The sequence below is a fragment of the Bacillus sp. Leaf49 genome, assembly GCF_001426125.1.
In the GTDB taxonomy this organism is placed as follows: Bacteria; Bacillota; Bacilli; order Bacillales; family Bacillaceae; genus Bacillus; species Bacillus altitudinis.
The window spans coordinates 16,186-33,164 of sequence record NZ_LMRK01000010.1 but is presented as its reverse complement, the minus strand read 5'-3'; the positions used below and the strand labels follow the sequence as shown (position 1 = coordinate 33,164).

Annotated in this window: 17 protein-coding genes; all 17 read right to left on the bottom strand. The window is 42.1% G+C overall.

Annotated features, from left to right (window positions below; genetic code table 11):
- Positions 1-47: 47 nt before the first annotated feature.
- The 17 genes from ASG46_RS06565 to yabG all read right to left on the bottom strand — a co-directional run bounded on the left by ASG46_RS06565 (position 48) and on the right by yabG (position 16,714).
- On the bottom strand, positions 48-308 hold the full coding sequence (locus tag ASG46_RS06565) for an RNA-binding S4 domain-containing protein (RefSeq protein ID WP_008341839.1): 261 nt from the start codon (positions 306-308) through the stop codon (positions 48-50).
- Positions 305-1,789: a nucleoside triphosphate pyrophosphohydrolase gene (gene mazG, locus ASG46_RS06560; protein WP_056703758.1), complete on the bottom strand. Its 1,485-nt coding sequence runs from the start codon at positions 1,787-1,789 to the stop codon at positions 305-307. Before mazG ends, ASG46_RS06565 begins: the two co-directional genes overlap by 4 nt.
- Positions 1,779-3,383 (bottom strand): putative polysaccharide biosynthesis protein, encoded by a 1,605-nt coding sequence (locus tag ASG46_RS06555; RefSeq protein ID WP_056703755.1) that lies wholly within the window; start codon positions 3,381-3,383, stop codon positions 1,779-1,781. Before ASG46_RS06555 ends, mazG begins: the two co-directional genes overlap by 11 nt.
- 204 nt (positions 3,384-3,587) lie before the next feature.
- Positions 3,588-4,124: a stage V sporulation protein T gene (gene spoVT / locus ASG46_RS06550; protein WP_007496196.1), complete on the bottom strand. Its 537-nt coding sequence runs from the start codon at positions 4,122-4,124 to the stop codon at positions 3,588-3,590.
- 139 nt (positions 4,125-4,263) lie between these two features.
- Positions 4,264-7,797: a transcription-repair coupling factor gene (gene mfd, locus ASG46_RS06545; protein WP_056703752.1), complete on the bottom strand. Its 3,534-nt coding sequence runs from the start codon at positions 7,795-7,797 to the stop codon at positions 4,264-4,266.
- A gap of 67 nt (positions 7,798-7,864) precedes the next feature.
- Positions 7,865-8,095 carry an anti-sigma-F factor Fin family protein gene (locus ASG46_RS06540; RefSeq protein ID WP_003217967.1) on the bottom strand — a complete coding sequence of 77 codons (231 nt, stop codon included), beginning with the start codon at positions 8,093-8,095 and terminating at the stop codon, positions 7,865-7,867.
- Between the two features lie 55 nt (positions 8,096-8,150).
- Positions 8,151-8,717: an aminoacyl-tRNA hydrolase gene (pth, locus tag ASG46_RS06535; RefSeq protein WP_007496201.1), complete on the bottom strand. Its 567-nt coding sequence runs from the start codon at positions 8,715-8,717 to the stop codon at positions 8,151-8,153.
- A gap of 140 nt (positions 8,718-8,857) precedes the next feature.
- Positions 8,858-9,484: a 50S ribosomal protein L25/general stress protein Ctc gene (locus ASG46_RS06530; RefSeq protein WP_017359319.1), complete on the bottom strand. Its 627-nt coding sequence runs from the start codon at positions 9,482-9,484 to the stop codon at positions 8,858-8,860.
- Positions 9,485-9,622: 138 nt separating this feature from the next.
- Positions 9,623-10,576 carry a ribose-phosphate diphosphokinase gene (locus ASG46_RS06525; RefSeq protein WP_003217907.1) on the bottom strand — a complete coding sequence of 318 codons (954 nt, stop codon included), beginning with the start codon at positions 10,574-10,576 and terminating at the stop codon, positions 9,623-9,625.
- A 22-nt stretch (positions 10,577-10,598) separates the two neighbouring features.
- On the bottom strand, positions 10,599-11,969 hold the full coding sequence (glmU, locus tag ASG46_RS06520) for a bifunctional UDP-N-acetylglucosamine diphosphorylase/glucosamine-1-phosphate N-acetyltransferase GlmU (RefSeq protein WP_056703750.1): 1,371 nt from the start codon (positions 11,967-11,969) through the stop codon (positions 10,599-10,601).
- A gap of 198 nt (positions 11,970-12,167) precedes the next feature.
- A complete protein-coding gene (gene spoVG / locus ASG46_RS06515) occupies positions 12,168-12,464 on the bottom strand; it encodes a septation regulator SpoVG (RefSeq protein WP_008357439.1) in 297 nt (98 codons plus the stop codon).
- Between the two features lie 224 nt (positions 12,465-12,688).
- A complete protein-coding gene (ridA, locus tag ASG46_RS06510; RefSeq protein WP_008341860.1) occupies positions 12,689-13,066 on the bottom strand; it encodes a 2-iminobutanoate/2-iminopropanoate deaminase in 378 nt (125 codons plus the stop codon).
- Between the two features lie 38 nt (positions 13,067-13,104).
- Positions 13,105-13,938, bottom strand: a complete 834-nt coding sequence (gene purR, locus ASG46_RS06505; protein WP_007496210.1) for a pur operon repressor — start codon at positions 13,936-13,938, stop codon at positions 13,105-13,107.
- A 55-nt stretch (positions 13,939-13,993) separates the two neighbouring features.
- On the bottom strand, positions 13,994-14,863 hold the full coding sequence (ispE, locus tag ASG46_RS06500) for a 4-(cytidine 5'-diphospho)-2-C-methyl-D-erythritol kinase (protein WP_017359321.1): 870 nt from the start codon (positions 14,861-14,863) through the stop codon (positions 13,994-13,996).
- A gap of 147 nt (positions 14,864-15,010) precedes the next feature.
- The gene (locus tag ASG46_RS06495; protein WP_017366434.1) at positions 15,011-15,196 is read right to left on the bottom strand and encodes a small, acid-soluble spore protein, alpha/beta type; all 186 of its coding nucleotides are present in this window, start codon (positions 15,194-15,196) and stop codon (positions 15,011-15,013) included.
- 162 nt (positions 15,197-15,358) lie between these two features.
- Positions 15,359-15,616 carry a biofilm formation stimulator Veg gene (gene veg / locus ASG46_RS06490; protein ID WP_003217979.1) on the bottom strand — a complete coding sequence of 86 codons (258 nt, stop codon included), beginning with the start codon at positions 15,614-15,616 and terminating at the stop codon, positions 15,359-15,361.
- 213 nt (positions 15,617-15,829) lie between these two features.
- Positions 15,830-16,714: a sporulation peptidase YabG gene (gene yabG / locus ASG46_RS06485; protein WP_007496216.1), complete on the bottom strand. Its 885-nt coding sequence runs from the start codon at positions 16,712-16,714 to the stop codon at positions 15,830-15,832.
- Between the last annotated feature and the right edge of the window lie 265 nt (positions 16,715-16,979).

Sequence of the window (16,979 nt, the reverse complement as noted above, 5' to 3'; positions counted from 1 at the left end):
CATTGTTACTGCATTGTATGTGACAGGCGGGACATTTAGAACAAGCCCTATTCTGCTGTTTTCTCTTCTTTTAGCACGGTATACATGCCAGCAGCTTCTTCTTTTTTCGTTGTGTCTTTTAACTCGTTGACTTGAACAGTCACAAGCTTTTGGCCGAAGCGGATTTGAAGCTCGTCTCCTTCTTTCACGTCAGAGCTGGCTTTCGCCTGAGTGCCATTAATGGAAATTCTCCCTTGATCGGCTACTTCTTTTGCCAATGTTCTTCTTTTGATTAAACGAGACACTTTTAAGAATTTATCTAGTCTCATGTATGTTCACCTCTTTCTATGCGTTTAGCATCGTTCCACAGATCGTCCATTTCTTCTAGGGTCAAGTCCTCTAGTGAACGCCCTATGTCCTTTGCTTTTTGTTCAATATGCTGAAAGCGCCGCATAAATTTTGTGTTTGCAGAAGAGAGGGCGGTTTCAGGCTCTAGGTGATAAAATCTGCCGATGTTGACGAGAACAAACAAAAGATCCCCAAATTCATCCTTCATCTGCTTTGTTGCACCTTCATCCGTCTTATCTGCCACTTCCACAAGGAATTCCTGCTTTTCTTCTTCGTATTTGTTCCAAATATCATCTACTTCTGTCCAGTCGAAGCCCACTTTCGCTGCTTTCTTTTGGAGCTTATAGGCTTTTGTTAAAGCTGGAAGAGTCGTTGGAATGGATTGCAAAATAGATGCTGCACGCTCCGGTTTTTCCTGCTGCTTGATTTTTTCCCAGTTGGCGACTACATCTGATGCTTCAGACACATCGGTATCACCAAACACATGCGGATGTCGTCGAATCATTTTTTCTGTGACATGCTGGATGACGTCATCCATTGAGAAATAACCATCATCTTCACCAATTTGGGCATGGAGTAAAACTTGAAGCAGTACATCTCCGAGTTCTTCAACCATATGATCTGGATCGTCTTCATCTATGGCTTCCAGCAGCTCATAACATTCTTCAATTAAATATGGTTTGAGCGACTCATTCGTTTGTTTTTGATCCCAAGGACAGCCGCCAGGACCTCTTAATGTACGAATGACTTCACGGAAAGTGTCAAATTGTTGATAGAGTAGCTTTTCATCTTGAATTGGAGGCACATAAACACTCGTTAAGTTATTTATCGACACATCTCGATCAAGTTCAAATAAAGGAACACCTGTAATCTGTTCCTGACTGCTTCCAGCTGCCGTTACGATAAAGACTTCATAATCGTCAGGTAGCTTTTCCATGAGGGTCAGCTTCACATTCGAGGCTGTCATCTGATCATATACTTGACAGATCAGCACATGCTGGGTCAACTTTAGATCATCCGCTCTCATATCCCCTGCGTCAACGAATTGCAGCCCTTCAATTGGGTCAATCTGTAAGGAATTAAACGTCGCATCCAAAAAGCTTTGTCCACCAGCCACGTACACCTCAACCCCGCGCTCCTTCTGTTGTGAAACAAGAAGCTGCACTGTCTTTTCCGCTACAAACGGGTGACCTGGTACTGCATACATAATATCTTTCTCCTCAGCCTCTCGGAAGAGAATGTCTGTGATTTCCTCATACACTGCATCAAACTGATCATGCTTTTCATATATCTCATCAAAAAAGGTCAGAGACGGGACCTCCTGCATCAATTCTGCGGTGAGTGGATGATCCTGCGTTCTCATGTATACTTCTTTCGCCTGCTTCAGCTGCTTATATACACCGAGCGTTAGCTGATCCATGTCGCCTGCCCCAAGACCAACGACTGTAATCTTACCTGCCATTTCGATTCCCTCTCATCTGTTTAAAATATAAAATCTTTTCTCCTAATGGAATGAGTCTCCATTCCTCTTCCGTAAATACGTCTAGCTTAAGAATACTATATAAAAAGGCGAAACCACCAATAAAAACTGAAGTCAGGCTCTCTAAAACAGAAAACGGACGTTTCTCAAAGGGAATGACCCAAGAAAACAATGCCTGATATCCAATTAAAACGACGGCCATGAATGCTGCTGATAAAAGAATTTTCACTGGAAATAGCTCTCTTATTGAAATCCACCCTTTATGCTTCAAATACACCGCATTGAGCGCAGCGGCGGCGAGAAACCCACAAACAGTCGACCAAGCAGCTCCATAAATGCCGAATAACGGGACAAGAGCCAGCGTCAGCCCCCATTTCATTAACACACTGATCAGGACCACAACAGCCGGGTACACGGTATGTCCCAGACCCTGAAGTAAAGCGGTTTGCGTAATCGCCATTGATGTAAAGGCAATGGATATGCAAAATATTTGCAGCGCATCTGTCCCTAAGTCATTACGAAAAAGCATAATGTTTACAGACGATAAAATACATATAAGCCCGACAGCTGAACCAATCCCCAGCACCGATGTTGCCTTAAACGATGTACGTACTTTTTCACGAATTGCTTCATGCTGCCCTTTTCTTAAGGCCGACGACAAAAATGGAACAAGAGACGTCCCGATACTAATTGCAAACACCGTCCCGAGCTGCAAGAACGGCTGACCTCGGTCATATACGCCTTTTGCCGCCTTTGCAGCTGCTTCACTCAGTCCCTCACTGCGCAGTAGCGCATACAAGTGAAAAGCATCGATCATTTGCATCCATAGGATCAGCAATCCACTCACACAAATCGTCAATGTATACAGCACCAAACTCTTCAGCACATCTTTTTTCCGCAGTGTAGCCTGTTTTAATGTCTTGCTCGCTGACAACCGCTTCCGATAGGTCAGCCAAAGGAAAAGAAGCAAAAGGAGTGAAGCAGCACTTCCAGCTATAGAAGAGAACACCGCACCCGCTCCTGTTTCATAAAGCGAATAGCCATGTCTCACAAAATAGAAAGATAAAACAAGCAGGACGCCTACTCTGATGAGCTGCTCAGCCAATTGAGAGACCGCAGTGGGGAGCATCAGCCCATCACTCTGAAAAACACCCCTCAGCATCACGGTAAGTGGCAGAAATAGAAACACAAACGAACTCATCTGGATGAGAAGCATTAATTGACTGTCCGCCATGAGATTCGCAATTGTGCCTGCTCCTATATATAAACAAAGAAATAAGACCAAGCTCAGCAAAGTGATATACACCAAGGATACCTTTGTAATGATTCGGCGATTCTCCTCACCATGCTCGCTCAGGAGCTTGGACACCATCACAGGAAAACCAGTGGTGCCGAGCATGATCGCAATGCCAAGAAAGGGATAGACCTGCTGATAAATATAAAAACCTGTGTCTCCTACGATATTTTGAAAAGGGACACGATATACGGCACTCAGTACCTTTGATAACAAGCCTGCGATGGTTAAAATCACCGCACCTTGGAAAAGCCAATGCGGCTGATTCACAGCATTTTTCATGGATGACTCCTTTATGTTCAATCAAAAAATATACCTGCATTTAAACGCACTCATTATATCATATGTGACTGGCAAGCCGTTTCTTTCTAAGGAGTAGACGATACATTCATTATTTTGTTTCATCCCATATAAAAAACGCCGACAAAATCAGATGATTTCATCGGCATTCTTTCTTTTTATCAAGATGATATAGAATTATTAGACCTAATGTTCCATTTGACGGGCTAAGAAGCCAGCTGCCGTTTCTGCCGCTTTATGCTCCACTTCTCCCATTGAACGCTCTTTAGAAAATAAAACGACGGCGCCAATTGGATCTCCGTTTGCAACAATAGGTGCAATGGTATAAGCTGATACATCATCATCAATACCATCCACAAGCTGAATTTCTTTCTTGCTGTCCTCTAATACAGAATTACGCTGATCCATTGTTCGTTCAAGTAAATCACTAATGGATTTGTTTAAGTACTCTTTTTTTGAACTACCGGATACAGCAATATACGTATCACGATCACAGATGAGGATAGAATGACCCAAACTGTCGAATAAAGCATCAGCATATTCCTTCGCAAAGTCTCCTAGCTCACTAATCGGTGAATACTTCTTCAAAATGACTTCTCCATCGCGGTCGACAAAAATCTCAAGTGGATCTCCTTCCCGGATGCGCAACGTTCTGCGAATCTCCTTCGGTATAACCACTCTACCTAGATCATCGATGCGGCGTACAATTCCAGTTGCTTTCATTCACTGCTGCCTCTCTTTCGTTTGATGATGTGTTGGGTGAATGGAACAAAAGCGTCCACTTTATGCAACATTCACCACTTGACCCTGAGATTAGTATCCGTCACATCAAACGTAATATACACGAGAGACCAACAAAATTTTATGAAGATGGAATGGTTTCTTTTTTCACATCTTGAAGACCTCGAAGCATACGAAGAACGACTTCAAGCCACTCCTCCGTTTTCTTGCCTTTTGTTTGGACAGAAATAATCAGCTTGCTGCCTTCCATGCCAAGACCGATATCACGTCCATATTGACTGCCAAGCTCAAATAATTTTTGACCATCGATGTCGCTGCTTGCTTTTTCATCGAGAGTGAGTCTGACAATGCCTTTCTCCATCTTGATCAACTCGACACGTTCCTGCACAGCGTACACCTTCATCGTCGCAATCGTGAACAAATCAGCCACTTCTTGCGGATATTCTCCAAATCGGTCAATCATTTCATCTTGAAGCTCTTTCCGCTCTTCTATTGATCCAATCGCTCTAAACTGTTTATACATCTCGATCTTTTGTTTGCCATCAGAAATATAGCTATCTGGAATGTAGGCATCAATTTGGAGATCAATTTCCGGCTCAAATTTTTCTTGAGCAGTCGTATCGCCTCTTCTTTCTTCAATGGCTTCTTTCAGCATTTGAGAGTAAAGGTCGAATCCAACAGAATCAATAAATCCATGTTGCTGTGCACCAAGTAAATTTCCTGCTCCTCGAATCGTTAAGTCACGCATCGCAATCTTAAAGCCTGATCCGAGCTCAGTGAATTCTTTAATAGCTTGAAGTCTTTTCTCTGCTACTTCAGAAAGCACTTTATCTTTTCGATAAGTGAAATAAGCATAGGCCACACGATTCGAGCGCCCAACTCGTCCTCTTAACTGGTACAGTTGCGAAAGCCCCATTTTATCAGCATCGTGAACAATGAGCGTGTTCACATTTGGTATGTCTACGCCCGTTTCGATAATGGTTGTACTGACGAGTACATCCGATTCACCTTCTAGGAAATTAATCATTACGGATTCCAGCTCGTTCTCACTCATTTTCCCATGTGCGTAGCTTACTTTTGCGTCTGGAACAAGCATCGAGATTTCATCTGCTTTTCGTTCAATATCCTCCACTCGGTTATAAAGGAAGTACACTTGACCGCCTCTTGCCAGTTCTCGCTCAATGGCTTCTCTAACTAACGCACCATTGTACTCGACAACATAGGTTTGAACTGGGAAACGGTTCTCAGGTGGCGTTTCAATAACAGATAAGTCACGTACGCCAAGCATCGACATATGAAGAGTACGAGGAATTGGCGTTGCCGTTAACGTCAGCACATCAATATTGGCTTTCATTTGTTTAATTTTCTCTTTATGCGTCACACCGAAGCGCTGCTCTTCATCGATAATTAACAGTCCTAAATCCTTGTACACAATGTCTTTTGAAAGAAGACGATGCGTCCCAATGACCATATCAATCGTTCCGTTTTTCAGCCCTTTTAATGTTTCTGTTGTTTCTTTTCGTGTACGGAAGCGGCTAAGCTGAGCGATTTTAACAGGATAGTCTTGGAATCTGTCCATAATCGTGTCAAAATGCTGCTGCGCTAAGATCGTTGTTGGTACAAGCAGTGCCACCTGCTTCCCGTCAGCAATGGCTTTGAAGGCCGCTCGAATCGCCACCTCTGTTTTTCCATAGCCCACATCTCCACAAAGCAGACGATCCATCGGGCGCTCCCGCTCCATGTCTTGCTTGATTTCATGAATCGAGCGAATTTGATCGTCTGTTTCTTGGTAAGGGAATGCAGATTCAAACTGGCGCTGCATCTCATGGTCAGGCGAGAAGGCATACCCTTTGCTTGCTTCACGTTCTGCGTACAGCTTAATTAGATCATCTGCAATGTCCTGCACAGATGATTCTACTTTTTTCTTCACGCGCTTCCAGTCGCTACCGCCTAGTTTGTATAGCTTTGGTTCTTTTCCTTCTGACCCAACATACTTCTGCACCTGATCAATTTGTTCAACAGGGACATAAAGCTTGTCGCTTCCTTGATAATGAATATTTAAATAATCTTTATGAATGCCGCCAATTTCAAGCGTTTCAATTCCTAAATACTTACCGATCCCGTGGTTAATGTGCACCACGTAATCGCCCACTTGCAGCTCTGAATAGCTTTTGATTCGCTCTGCGTTCGTCAGCTTTTGCTTACGTGCCTGCTTCTTCACACGTTTCTTGAAAAGTTCACCCTCTGTAATGACAGCAATTTTGGATAAAGGCAGTTCAAAACCTGTTTGCAGCTCACCTTGTAAAATATATACTTGCCCGCTGACAAGCTCAGCATCAGGTTTAGCAAGAGCTGCTTCAATGTCATAATCATGCAAGACAGATGACAGCTTCTCTGTCCGCTCTTCATCCGCACCTAAAAAGACAACCGTATAATTCTGCTTTTTGTAGCGTTCAATTTCACTTGCAAGCACATTCATCTGCCCATGGAAATTCTGCATTTGCTTACTAGATACATTGACGATATTTTGCGGATTGGTCTGCTGAACATGTCTCAAAAATAAGGAATAGTACAGAATCGATCTCGATTGCTGATTGAACAGCTCTTGAAATGGGAAGGAAAGGGCTAGATCATGCAGGATATTCCCTTCTTCCAGCAGACTAATTGTCCAATCTGCTTCTTCCTGTTCAAGCTGTTCTTCCATCTCCTGAATTCTGCTGATTTCATCTAGAATGATAATCGTATCCTGCGATGTATAATCTAGCAAACTAGCAGGCTTTTCATAGAAATAGGACAGATACTTCGTCATTTCTTGTGTCACAATACCTTCTAGCAGCTTCTCACGATCAGCAGAAATATTCTGATGGAGCAGTTCTTTTTGTTTATCCGAGTTGAATTTCTTTAAACTGTTGGCAAGACCTTCGTCAAGCTGTTCAATCGCTCTCACTCGTTCAGGCCCTCTTACAATCAGCTCTTTCGCCGGGCCAATCTTGATTTCTTGAAGTGTTTCCAATGAACGCTGCGTGTCAGAGTGGAAGGACCGAATAGAATCCACTTCTGTATCAAACAGCTCAATACGGATCGGGTGGTCTTCCGTTAACGCATAAATGTCAATGATTCCTCCGCGCACACTAAAGTCTCCGGGCGCAGCGACCATGGACGTCCGGTCATAACCGATTTGCACGAGTTGTTTTGAAAACGCCTCCAAATCAATTTCTTCACCAACCTTTAAATGGATCTGACTCTCCTTCCAGAGCTCAACAGGAGGAAGCATTCTACGCACTGCAGCTGCTGGGGTCACGACAATCGGATTTTCTCCATTCGCGAGACGATTCAATACATCAAGACGCTGCGCTCTAAGCTCCGGGCTTGCCACAGCAATTTCAGATGCAATGAGTTCATTGACAGGATAAAGAAGGACCGAGCGATCTGGCATCACACTTGCTAGATCATCTGTGACCTTCTGCGCTTGATATAAGTTGTGTGTCACAATAAACATCGGCCGCTTTAATTCGTCTGATATGGCGGCTGTAAATAAAGATCTGACGGAGCCTGATAGTCCGGCGAGCAGTTGTTCTTTTAAACCTTCCTTTAGCCCATTAAAAATGGACTGAAAATCATCACTTTGTTTGATAAATGATTGTATATTTTTCATTTGGCTCCTCCTCCCTGCTTGTTTAAAACAGAAAAACGCTTTGGTCTATTATCTACACCAAAGCTTTTTATTGAATAAAGGTATGATACTGATGGTAATCAGGATTTCTTTCGAGCGCCTCTTGGCAATCCTCACAAATGGTTTGTACATGTAAATCACCATTTTCCCTATAAGAAATCATATCGTTTCTTTCCTCATTTGTTAAGTGATGAAATCCAAGTGCTTCACTTTGGACAGCGGATTCATCTAGACTGCCAACCTTTACACCACAGTGCCGGCAGTAATAGTGCAAAGCCATACGTGATCCTCCCATGCTGAGATTTTATGATCAGTATGTGCTTTGCTTATCATTCTTATACCTTCTTGTTAAAATCATTCATCACTTCTAAAAATGGCTTTGTTAAAGCCGCTTCACAAGCTTCAACAGATGCTTGAATAGCAGATGAGATATCAGGCTGTTCTTCCTCTGAGAAGCGTCCTAGTACGTAATCGACGACCTTCATGCCGTTTTGTGGACGGCCGATGCCGATACGGAATCGGTCAAACTCTGGTGAACCTAAATGCTGAATCAACGATTTGATTCCGTTATGTCCGCCTGCACTTCCTTTAGTACGCAAACGAATCCGGCCCGTTGGCAAATCAAGATCATCATAGATGACCTTCAAATGTTCAAGGGGAATATCATAGTAATCCATCAGCGGACGCACACATTCCCCTGATAAGTTCATATATGTAAGAGGCTTCACAAGTAGAACCTTTTGCCCCGAAACAAACCCAGTTCCATATTGTCCATGGAATTTTGATTGATTTAATGGGATGTCCCATTTTTTTGATAGTTCATCTATTGTCATAAACCCGACGTTATGTCTTGTTTTTTCATATTCTTTTCCTGGATTACCCAATCCAACGAACGCAATCATGAAACCAATAACCTCCTTTGTCGCACATGCACACGCCTAAAAAATGAGCCAATGTGATTGCCTCATGCAAAACGTATGAATTCTTTTCATTCTAGCACAAAAGACGTAACCGCGGGAGGGTTACGTCTCTAATTGACCAGTTATTCTTCGCTGTCATCTTTTTCTTTAATGGCCTCAGGCTCTTGCGTTTCCTCTTCACTATCTGGCTCTGGAACCTCTGATTGCTGAGGCGGTAAAATCGAAGCAACAACTTCTTCTGGATCATTATTAATTTGATACGTAGATTGAACAGTCAGATCACCAACTGTTAGTACGTCATTTACTTCTAAGTTTGTAATATCAGCTTCAATATTTTGCGGGATATCCTTTGGTTTTGCTGTAATGGATAGCTCAAATAGTGGCTGCTGAAGCACACCGCCATCCTTTACACCTTTGGATTCGCCAATGAGTTGTACAGGTACATCTGCGTCAATTTCTCGCTGTAAGTCGACCACTTGGAAATCAGCGTGGACAAGCTCATTTTTCAACGGATCTGTTTGCAGTTCTGTTACCATCACAGATTTTGTTTCACCGCCAACGTCTAATGTGATGATTGTGTTTTTTCCTTCATCACGTAATGTCTTTAATAAATCAATACTGTCTAATGAAACAGCAAGGTTGTCTGTATTTTTTCCGTATATGACACCAGGAACGTGTCCTGAATGACGGATTTTTTGCAGTGTGGAACGTTTGAAATCAGTTCTTTTATTTGCTTTTAAAGTTGCCATATTCAGCACCATCCTATTTCTTTTTTGTCACTACTTTCATAAATACCCATAACTGAATCATTTTAAACATGTTTGGCTTTCATTTATCACAGCAAAAAGACCCCAAGCTGATGCCTAGGGCCTTTTCCAATCAGAAAATTAGCTGAAAAGGTAGCTCACAGATTCTTCTTCATGTACACGGATGATGGCTTCTGCAAGCAAAGGCCCAACTGAAAGCGGAATGAATTTTCCAACTTTCTTGTCATCTGTTAAGTGAATACTGTTTGTCACAACTAATTCTTTAATTTTAGAGTTTGTAATACGTTCTACTGCTGGTCCAGACAATACTGGGTGAGTACAACAAGCATAGACTTCAGCCGCTCCATTTTCCACAAGTGCATTTGCTGCAAGTGTAATCGTACCAGCTGTATCAATGATATCATCGATGAGAATCGCCGTTTTGCCTTCAATGTTCCCAATGATGTTCATCACTTCAGCCACGTTCGGCTTCGGACGACGTTTGTCGATAATTGCGATTGGTGCTTTTAGGCGGTCCGCCATTTTGCGCGCACGCGTAACACCACCGTGGTCAGGAGACACAACAACGATATCATTCAAGTTTTTCTGTTCAAAATAGTTTGTTAAGATTGGCACAGCCATTAAGTTATCGATTGGAATATCAAAGAAACCTTGGATTTGCGGCGCATGAAGGTCAAGTGCAATGACACGAGTAGCACCTGCTGTTTCAAGTAAGTTCGCAAAAAGCTTCGCCGTGATTGGCTCACGAGGTTTCGCCTTACGATCTTGACGTGCATATCCGTAATAAGGGATGACAATATTGACCGTTTTCGCAGAAGCGCGTTTTAGTGCATCTACCATAATGAGTAGCTCCATAATGTGCTCATTGACTGGCGCACTAGTAGATTGAATAACATAACAATCACAGCCACGGATACTTTCTTCAATATTGATTTGGACTTCACCGTCACTAAAACGTTTAACAGAGCTCTTTCCTACATCAACTCCGATACGATCGGCAATTTCTTTGGCAAGTTCAGGGTTTGAATTCAAAGAGAATATCTTTAAATTCGCATCAGCATAACGATTAGACATGGTAAACCTCCGGGTATTTGGATTATTTTTTATGAATATTTTTCACATAATCTTCTTTATTGACTTGTCTTGCTCTAGCAATAGACAATGCATCCTGCGGTACATCTTCTGTAACCGTTGAACCGGCTGCAACATATGCCCCTTTTCCGACAGTGACTGGTGCAACGAGATTTGAATTACAGCCAATAAATGCGCCATCTTCAATCTTCGTTAAGAATTTCTTCTTCCCATCATAATTAACTGTAATAGATCCACAACCAAGGTTTACATCCGTTCCGACCTCTGCATCTCCAATATAGCTGAGATGAGACGCTTTGCTTCGGTCACCGAAAACTGTTTTCTTGATTTCGACAAAATTTCCGATCTTCACTTCATCGCCAATTTTCGACAATGGGCGAATATGAGCAAACGGTCCAATTGTCACATCTACCCCAACTTCACTATCGCAGACAACAGACTGCTTAATGACTGTCCGATCTCCAATTACGCTATCAACAATTTCAGTGTTCGGACCGATTGTGGCATCTGCACCAATCTTTACATTCCCTTTGATGACCGTCCCAGGATAAATCATTGTATCTTCACCGATGACTGCATCTGGCGAGATATACGTGTTCTCAGGATCAATCAAGGTTACACCATTCTTCATATGCTGATGATTAATACGTCGCTTCATGAATTGCTCTGCTTGTGATAGAGCGATACGATCATTGACTCCAAGTGTTTCTTCAAAATGAGGTGTTTGATACGCTGCAACCGTCTGTCCTTCATTCTTTAGAATTTCAATGACATCCGGCAAATAGTATTCACCTTGTGCATTTTCATTTGACACTTGCTCAATCACACGGAAGAGATCTTCATTTGAAAAGCAATAGGTTCCAGTATTAATTTCATTCACTTGACGTTCAGCATCATTTGCATCTTTATGCTCGACGATCTTTACTACAGCACCTGTTTCATCACGAAGAATACGTCCATAACCTGTTGGATCATCCGCGTGTGCTGTCAAAATCGTGACTTTCGCTTGTTGTTTTTGATGCTCGCTTAACATGGCTTCCATTGTTTCCGCTGTCAATAATGGTGTATCTCCACAAATGACAATGGTTGTTCCCTTTTCCTGCGCGAGGAACGATTTGGCTTGTTTGACGGCATGTGCTGTTCCCAGCTGTTCTTCTTGAAGTGCATATTCACTTCTGTCCCCAAGCTGCTTCTTGACGTCCTCTGCTCCATGACCGACAATCGTCACAAGCTTGGCTAAAGATAGCTTTAACGCTTGATCTGCCACATGCTCGACCATTGGCTTTCCGCAAACTGGATGAAGTACTTTGTATAACTTTGACTTCATTCTTGTTCCTTTTCCCGCTGCTAAAATCACTGCGAACCGCTTATCCATTGATTGGCCTCCAATATCCCTATTATCCATAGAAAAATATATCCTAAATAAGGACTGATTTCAAGGATACAAGAGGAAGTGCATTAATTTTCTAATGAACGGGAGACATAAGGAACAAGAGAAAAAACGCAAAAAAGACAGCATTTAAAAGAAAACATTCATTTTCTCTTAAAGCTGTCTTTTTAGGTTCACATATCTTTAAGAAGCTCCAGCTTCTTCATATTCAATTGTCTCTTCCTCTTCGCCTAAGCGATGATACTCATTTAAAACAGCATCTTGGATTTTACCCCGAGTGCTTGAATTAATTGGATGTGCAATGTCGCGAAACTCTCCATCAGGCGTACGTTTGCTAGGCATTGCAACAAACAAGCCATTGTTTCCATCAATCACACGAATATCATGAACAACAAATTCGTGGTCCAGCGTGATGGATGCAATCGCCCTCATGCGACCATCGGTATTCACGCGGCGTAATCTTACGTCAGTAACTTCCACAGTAGTTCACCACCTTTTCCCAATATAAAAGCATTAATTAGGTATTCAACGATTGTGGTGATTCTCCTGCTCTTTTTTTAAACTTTTTTTGAAATATCGGGATATTTATACATTTTTTGTCATTTTAATGACGACGCTTACATCGGTTGCGTGAAAAAAGACATCATGACGATGCCTTTTCATACATATAATGAAACCAAACGGTCTCCAAAGAGATGGCCTGTTTATTTCACTAATGCCACAACTTCAATTTCTACAAGTGCATCTTTTGGAAGTCTGGCTACTTCTACACATGAACGAGCTGGCTTATGTGTATGGAAGTATTCACCGTACACTTCATTCACTTCAGCAAATTGTTCCATATCTTTAATGAAAACCGTTGCTTTCACGACTGTTTCGAAGGAAGCACCCGCTGCTTCAAGGACGGCTTTAAGATTATGAAACACTTGATGTGTTTGTTCTTTAATATCTCCATTCACAAAATCTCCAGCTGGCGTTAACGGAATCTGCCCTGAGCTGTAAAACATGTTATTGACGATAATCCCTTGAGAGTAAGGTCCAATGGCTGCTGGCGCGTTTTTGGTTTGAACAACTTTTGTCATATCAATCTCTCCCATTCAAATACATGTTTGATCAAAGCTTAAGCTTTCGAATGAAAAAACTCGTGGAAATTACCTTCATTAATCTCAATGATTTTCTGCTTCATATCAATGGTTGAAAGCTTTAAAAGTGATACATATTCATCGACAAGACGTTCATCTACGCCTTCATCTTCTAATAAAACACCGATCCCTGCAACATTTGCATTAAATTCCTCTAGAAGATTCATCATGCCATTAATGGTTCCGCCTGCTTTCATAAAGTCATCAATAATCAACACATTGGATCCTTTATCTAAGCTCCGCTTTGCAAGTGACATGGTTTGAATTCGGTTAGAAGAACCTGATGCATAATTAATACTCACAGTTGATCCTTCAGTTACCTTATTATCTTTTCTAACGATCACAACAGGCACATTTAAATAACCTGCAACAGAATAGGCAATCGGAATACCTTTCGTCGCAACAGTCATGACAACATCAATCGGTCGATCCGAAAAAATGGTCGCAAAAAGCTTACCGATTTTCGCAAGAATCGATGGATTGCCTAAAACATCAGTTAAATATAAATAACCGCCAGGAAGCACACGTTCAGGAGTTGATAATGCTTCTCCGATATCGTTGACGACTTCGTCTGCTTCTTTTAGATGAATCTTTGGAATATATTTCACTCCGCCAGCAGCGCCAGGTACAGTAAGTAAAGTCCCTATTCCCTGCTGTTCGAAGGTCTGTTTGATAATCGTTAAGTCTTCACTAATAGAGGACTTCGCAGATTGATATCGCTCTGCAAAAAAAGTTAAAGGTACTAGTACGTGCGGGTGGGTTAACAAATAATTTGTTAAGTCCACCAATCTGCCGCTTCGACGAAACTTCATGAACTTACCCCCAGAACCCGAATAATTTATGAATAATATAACTTAATATACGGATTTAATCAAGGGTATTTTGTTCGCCGATCATGCGGACAGCGTAAACCTGATCACAAAATCCTCTCAGTCCGTTATATATTCTTTGTACCTTCGATTCATATTGAATCAAGCCAAATACAGTTGGCCCGCTGCCGCTCATTAATACAGCATCTGCTCCGAAACGCTTCATCTGTCTCTTAATCATATCGACTTCCGGATACATCTTTAATGTCACAGATTCCAACACGTTACCGAGTGAGCCGCACATCTCTTTATAATCTTTCGCTTCAATTGCTTCAATCATACGCTGTACATTTGGGTGTTCTACTTTGCTTGCGTCATATTGTCTGTAGACCTCAGCTGTAGATACCCCAATCACCGGCTTCGCTAAAATCACCCAGCAATGCGGCGGTGTCGCAATATGCTTTAGTTTCTCTCCACGTCCTGTCGCTAGCGCTGTCCCTCCGTGTACACAAAAAGAGACATCTGAGCCGATCTCCGCTCCAAGCTCAGCTAGTTCATCTAACGTGAGATTTAACTTCCACAAACGGTTTAAGCCGCGAAGCGCTGCTGCGGCATCACTGCTGCCTCCAGCTAAACCTGCTGCGACGGGAATTGCTTTTGTGATGACAATCGATACGCCTTTTTGAATACCGAATCTTGTTTTTAATAATTTAGCTGCCTGATAAGCCAAATTCCGTTGATCATCTGGCACAAAACGATTATGAGATGATACACGGATTTCGTCTTTGTCCAGCTCCGTCAGCTCTAGTCGATCTGCAAGATCTATTGTTGTCATCACCATCTCCACTTCGTGATATCCATCCGGTCTTTTTCCATGAACATCAAGTGAGAGATTAATTTTTGCCGGTGCTTTTTCTAAAATACGCAAACATTTCACCTACTTCTCCATCTAAACATAAGTATCAATATTGTATCACATTTGATGGATCTGATGAATATTGGCTTTTGCCCCCAGCACACTCACTTTTTCAAGCAAAAAAGACCAGAGACACGCGAGGTATCCCTGATCATTTCTTTATCGTTGATTCTCTTCTTGAGCCATGTGCTGTTGAGCTAATTCAATGGCACGTTTGACCATATTTCCTGCGTCACGCGCACGAATCTCTCCCCAGCCTCCATTTTTGACGGTATCATAAAATCCAAGATCCTTCGCCAGCTCGTATTTGAACTCATCTGACATAATGCCTCGGCGTCTACCCAAACGAAACAGCCCCTTTGGTCGAGAATTCGAATCATCGCCACTCATTTGTGGCTTTCTTATTTTGCATCGATTCCTGCCTTTTACCCCTTTCAAATAATGGACAGCCTCCCATACAGAAAAAAAGGCAAAACAAAAAGCAGTAAACAAAAAGTTCACTGCCCATTAATAGGCGACTGAGCTAGCGGTATCATCGAACGTTAATTCGACCGTCTCAGTCAGTATATCTGCATAACTGTAAGAAACTCTTTCAAACGAATTCTCATCTTGATCTAATTGAATCACAAAAACAGAAGGGTACGTTTCAGCTAAAATGCCCGAACGCTCAATTGTTTTTCGGCGGCCTCCGTTAGCCTTTAACGTCAAACGTTTACCTAAGTTACCATCAAGCGATCTTTTGATGTCGGACAAAGTCTTCGCCATTGCATCCACCTCACTGAGATAATTATACAACAACGGCCCATTTTTGTCAAATAAAAATTAAATTATATCAACCAACACGAGCCATTGTCAACAAAATAATTTTGACAAACTTCTACCTTTTCTCCTCCCTATTTTTCTCAAATTCCGGTGAATTATGTATTCATATGAAATTTCTTTTTGAGCATAAAAAAAACCAGACTGAAATCAGTCGGGTTATGTCGATTCATGGTCTCTTTTATATGGCATACCTACCCTTAAAACACCCCTTGTTTCAATCCCTCCGAGACCTTTTTCTCTCGTCAGCGTATTTCGGAGCACATCCCACACGTTGATTCGATCTACAAATGGAGTGAAGCTGATCTTGGCAACAATATAGACGGGGTCAAGTGCATGAATGTTGACACGTGAGGGTGAGCTTGCAAAATTAGCACCTGCTTGAATTAATGATTCAAAATGAGATTGGCAGGCACCTGCAAAGATCACGAGCTGATCTAAATGCGGAACCTTCCTTCTTGCCTTTTGAACCGTTTCAACGAAATGACGAGAATGACGATATGCACCGATATCGTGTACACCACCCTTTTGTTTAGAATACGCATCATGTCCTGTGATGACCAAAATATCAGGCCGGTATTGATCAATTAATGAATCAATCATGCTTGGCATTTTCTTCTCGTGGCAATGCACACCATACACAGGTACACCGATTCTTTCATATACATCTAAGCATTTCTTTAAGTATGAAGCATCTCCATCTAAATGCAGAACCTTTCCGGGCATATGAAAATACTGCTCCTGATGCTGATATTGTCCAGACGTATAATACTCTTGTTTTTCACGAAGCAGCTGATAATCTTGCCTGAGTAAGTCGAGCGATTCGTTAATTTTCCGTTCATCGTCCTTCTCTCTTGTCAGCTGCTCCTCTTTTTGAATCAAGACCAAATCTGACATCTTCGCATCGGCGATCAGCCTCACTTCATTCCCATGCAAAATGGCGGTGGCTTCGTGCTGGTCTGTCTCATCAATTCGAATGATACGAAACATAATATCCATCTGATAGGATGCCCTCGTCACCATATCTCCTATTTGAAATTGCATGCTTTTCACTCCACAATCAGGCTCTTATCCTGTTGGTATCGTCTTACGCTACACTTGTTTTTCTTTCAGGTGTGTTGTTCTTTCTAGCCTATGCCTGAACAGGTGAAGTGGTGAAAACCAAAAGAAAAAAGCCCTTATGAAAGGGCTTTGTCTTCTTTTCAGCGTGATAGAAAACCTTTGTAGTCTAGGAAGGACGAGTACTGGCACGGAGCGAATTTGACATTCGTGAGCACCAGCGCGCAGGACTGACACCGAATGCGAGGGT

What these genes read in the sequence shown, in the direction of transcription:
- ASG46_RS06565 (WP_008341839.1), bottom strand. Translation starts at nt 308, where the DNA reads ATGAGACTAGATAAATTCTTAAAAGTGTCTCGTTTAATCAAAAGAAGA.
- mazG (WP_056703758.1), bottom strand. Translation starts at nt 1,789, where the DNA reads ATGGCAGGTAAGATTACAGTCGTTGGTCTTGGGGCAGGCGACATGGAT.
- ASG46_RS06555 (WP_056703755.1), bottom strand. Translation starts at nt 3,383, where the DNA reads ATGAAAAATGCTGTGAATCAGCCGCATTGGCTTTTCCAAGGTGCGGTG.
- spoVT (WP_007496196.1), bottom strand. Translation starts at nt 4,124, where the DNA reads ATGAAAGCAACTGGAATTGTACGCCGCATCGATGATCTAGGTAGAGTG.
- mfd (WP_056703752.1), bottom strand. Translation starts at nt 7,797, where the DNA reads ATGAAAAATATACAATCATTTATCAAACAAAGTGATGATTTTCAGTCC.
- ASG46_RS06540 (WP_003217967.1), bottom strand. Translation starts at nt 8,095, where the DNA reads ATGGCTTTGCACTATTACTGCCGGCACTGTGGTGTAAAGGTTGGCAGT.
- pth (WP_007496201.1), bottom strand. Translation starts at nt 8,717, where the DNA reads ATGATTGCGTTCGTTGGATTGGGTAATCCAGGAAAAGAATATGAAAAA.
- ASG46_RS06530 (WP_017359319.1), bottom strand. Translation starts at nt 9,484, where the DNA reads ATGGCAACTTTAAAAGCAAATAAAAGAACTGATTTCAAACGTTCCACA.
- ASG46_RS06525 (WP_003217907.1), bottom strand. Translation starts at nt 10,576, where the DNA reads ATGTCTAATCGTTATGCTGATGCGAATTTAAAGATATTCTCTTTGAAT.
- glmU (WP_056703750.1), bottom strand. Translation starts at nt 11,969, where the DNA reads ATGGATAAGCGGTTCGCAGTGATTTTAGCAGCGGGAAAAGGAACAAGA.
- ridA (WP_008341860.1), bottom strand. Translation starts at nt 13,066, where the DNA reads ATGACAAAAGTTGTTCAAACCAAAAACGCGCCAGCAGCCATTGGACCT.
- purR (WP_007496210.1), bottom strand. Translation starts at nt 13,938, where the DNA reads ATGAAGTTTCGTCGAAGCGGCAGATTGGTGGACTTAACAAATTATTTG.
- veg (WP_003217979.1), bottom strand. Translation starts at nt 15,616, where the DNA reads ATGGCGAAGACTTTGTCCGACATCAAAAGATCGCTTGATGGTAACTTA.
- yabG (WP_007496216.1), bottom strand. Translation starts at nt 16,714, where the DNA reads ATGCAATTTCAAATAGGAGATATGGTGACGAGGGCATCCTATCAGATG.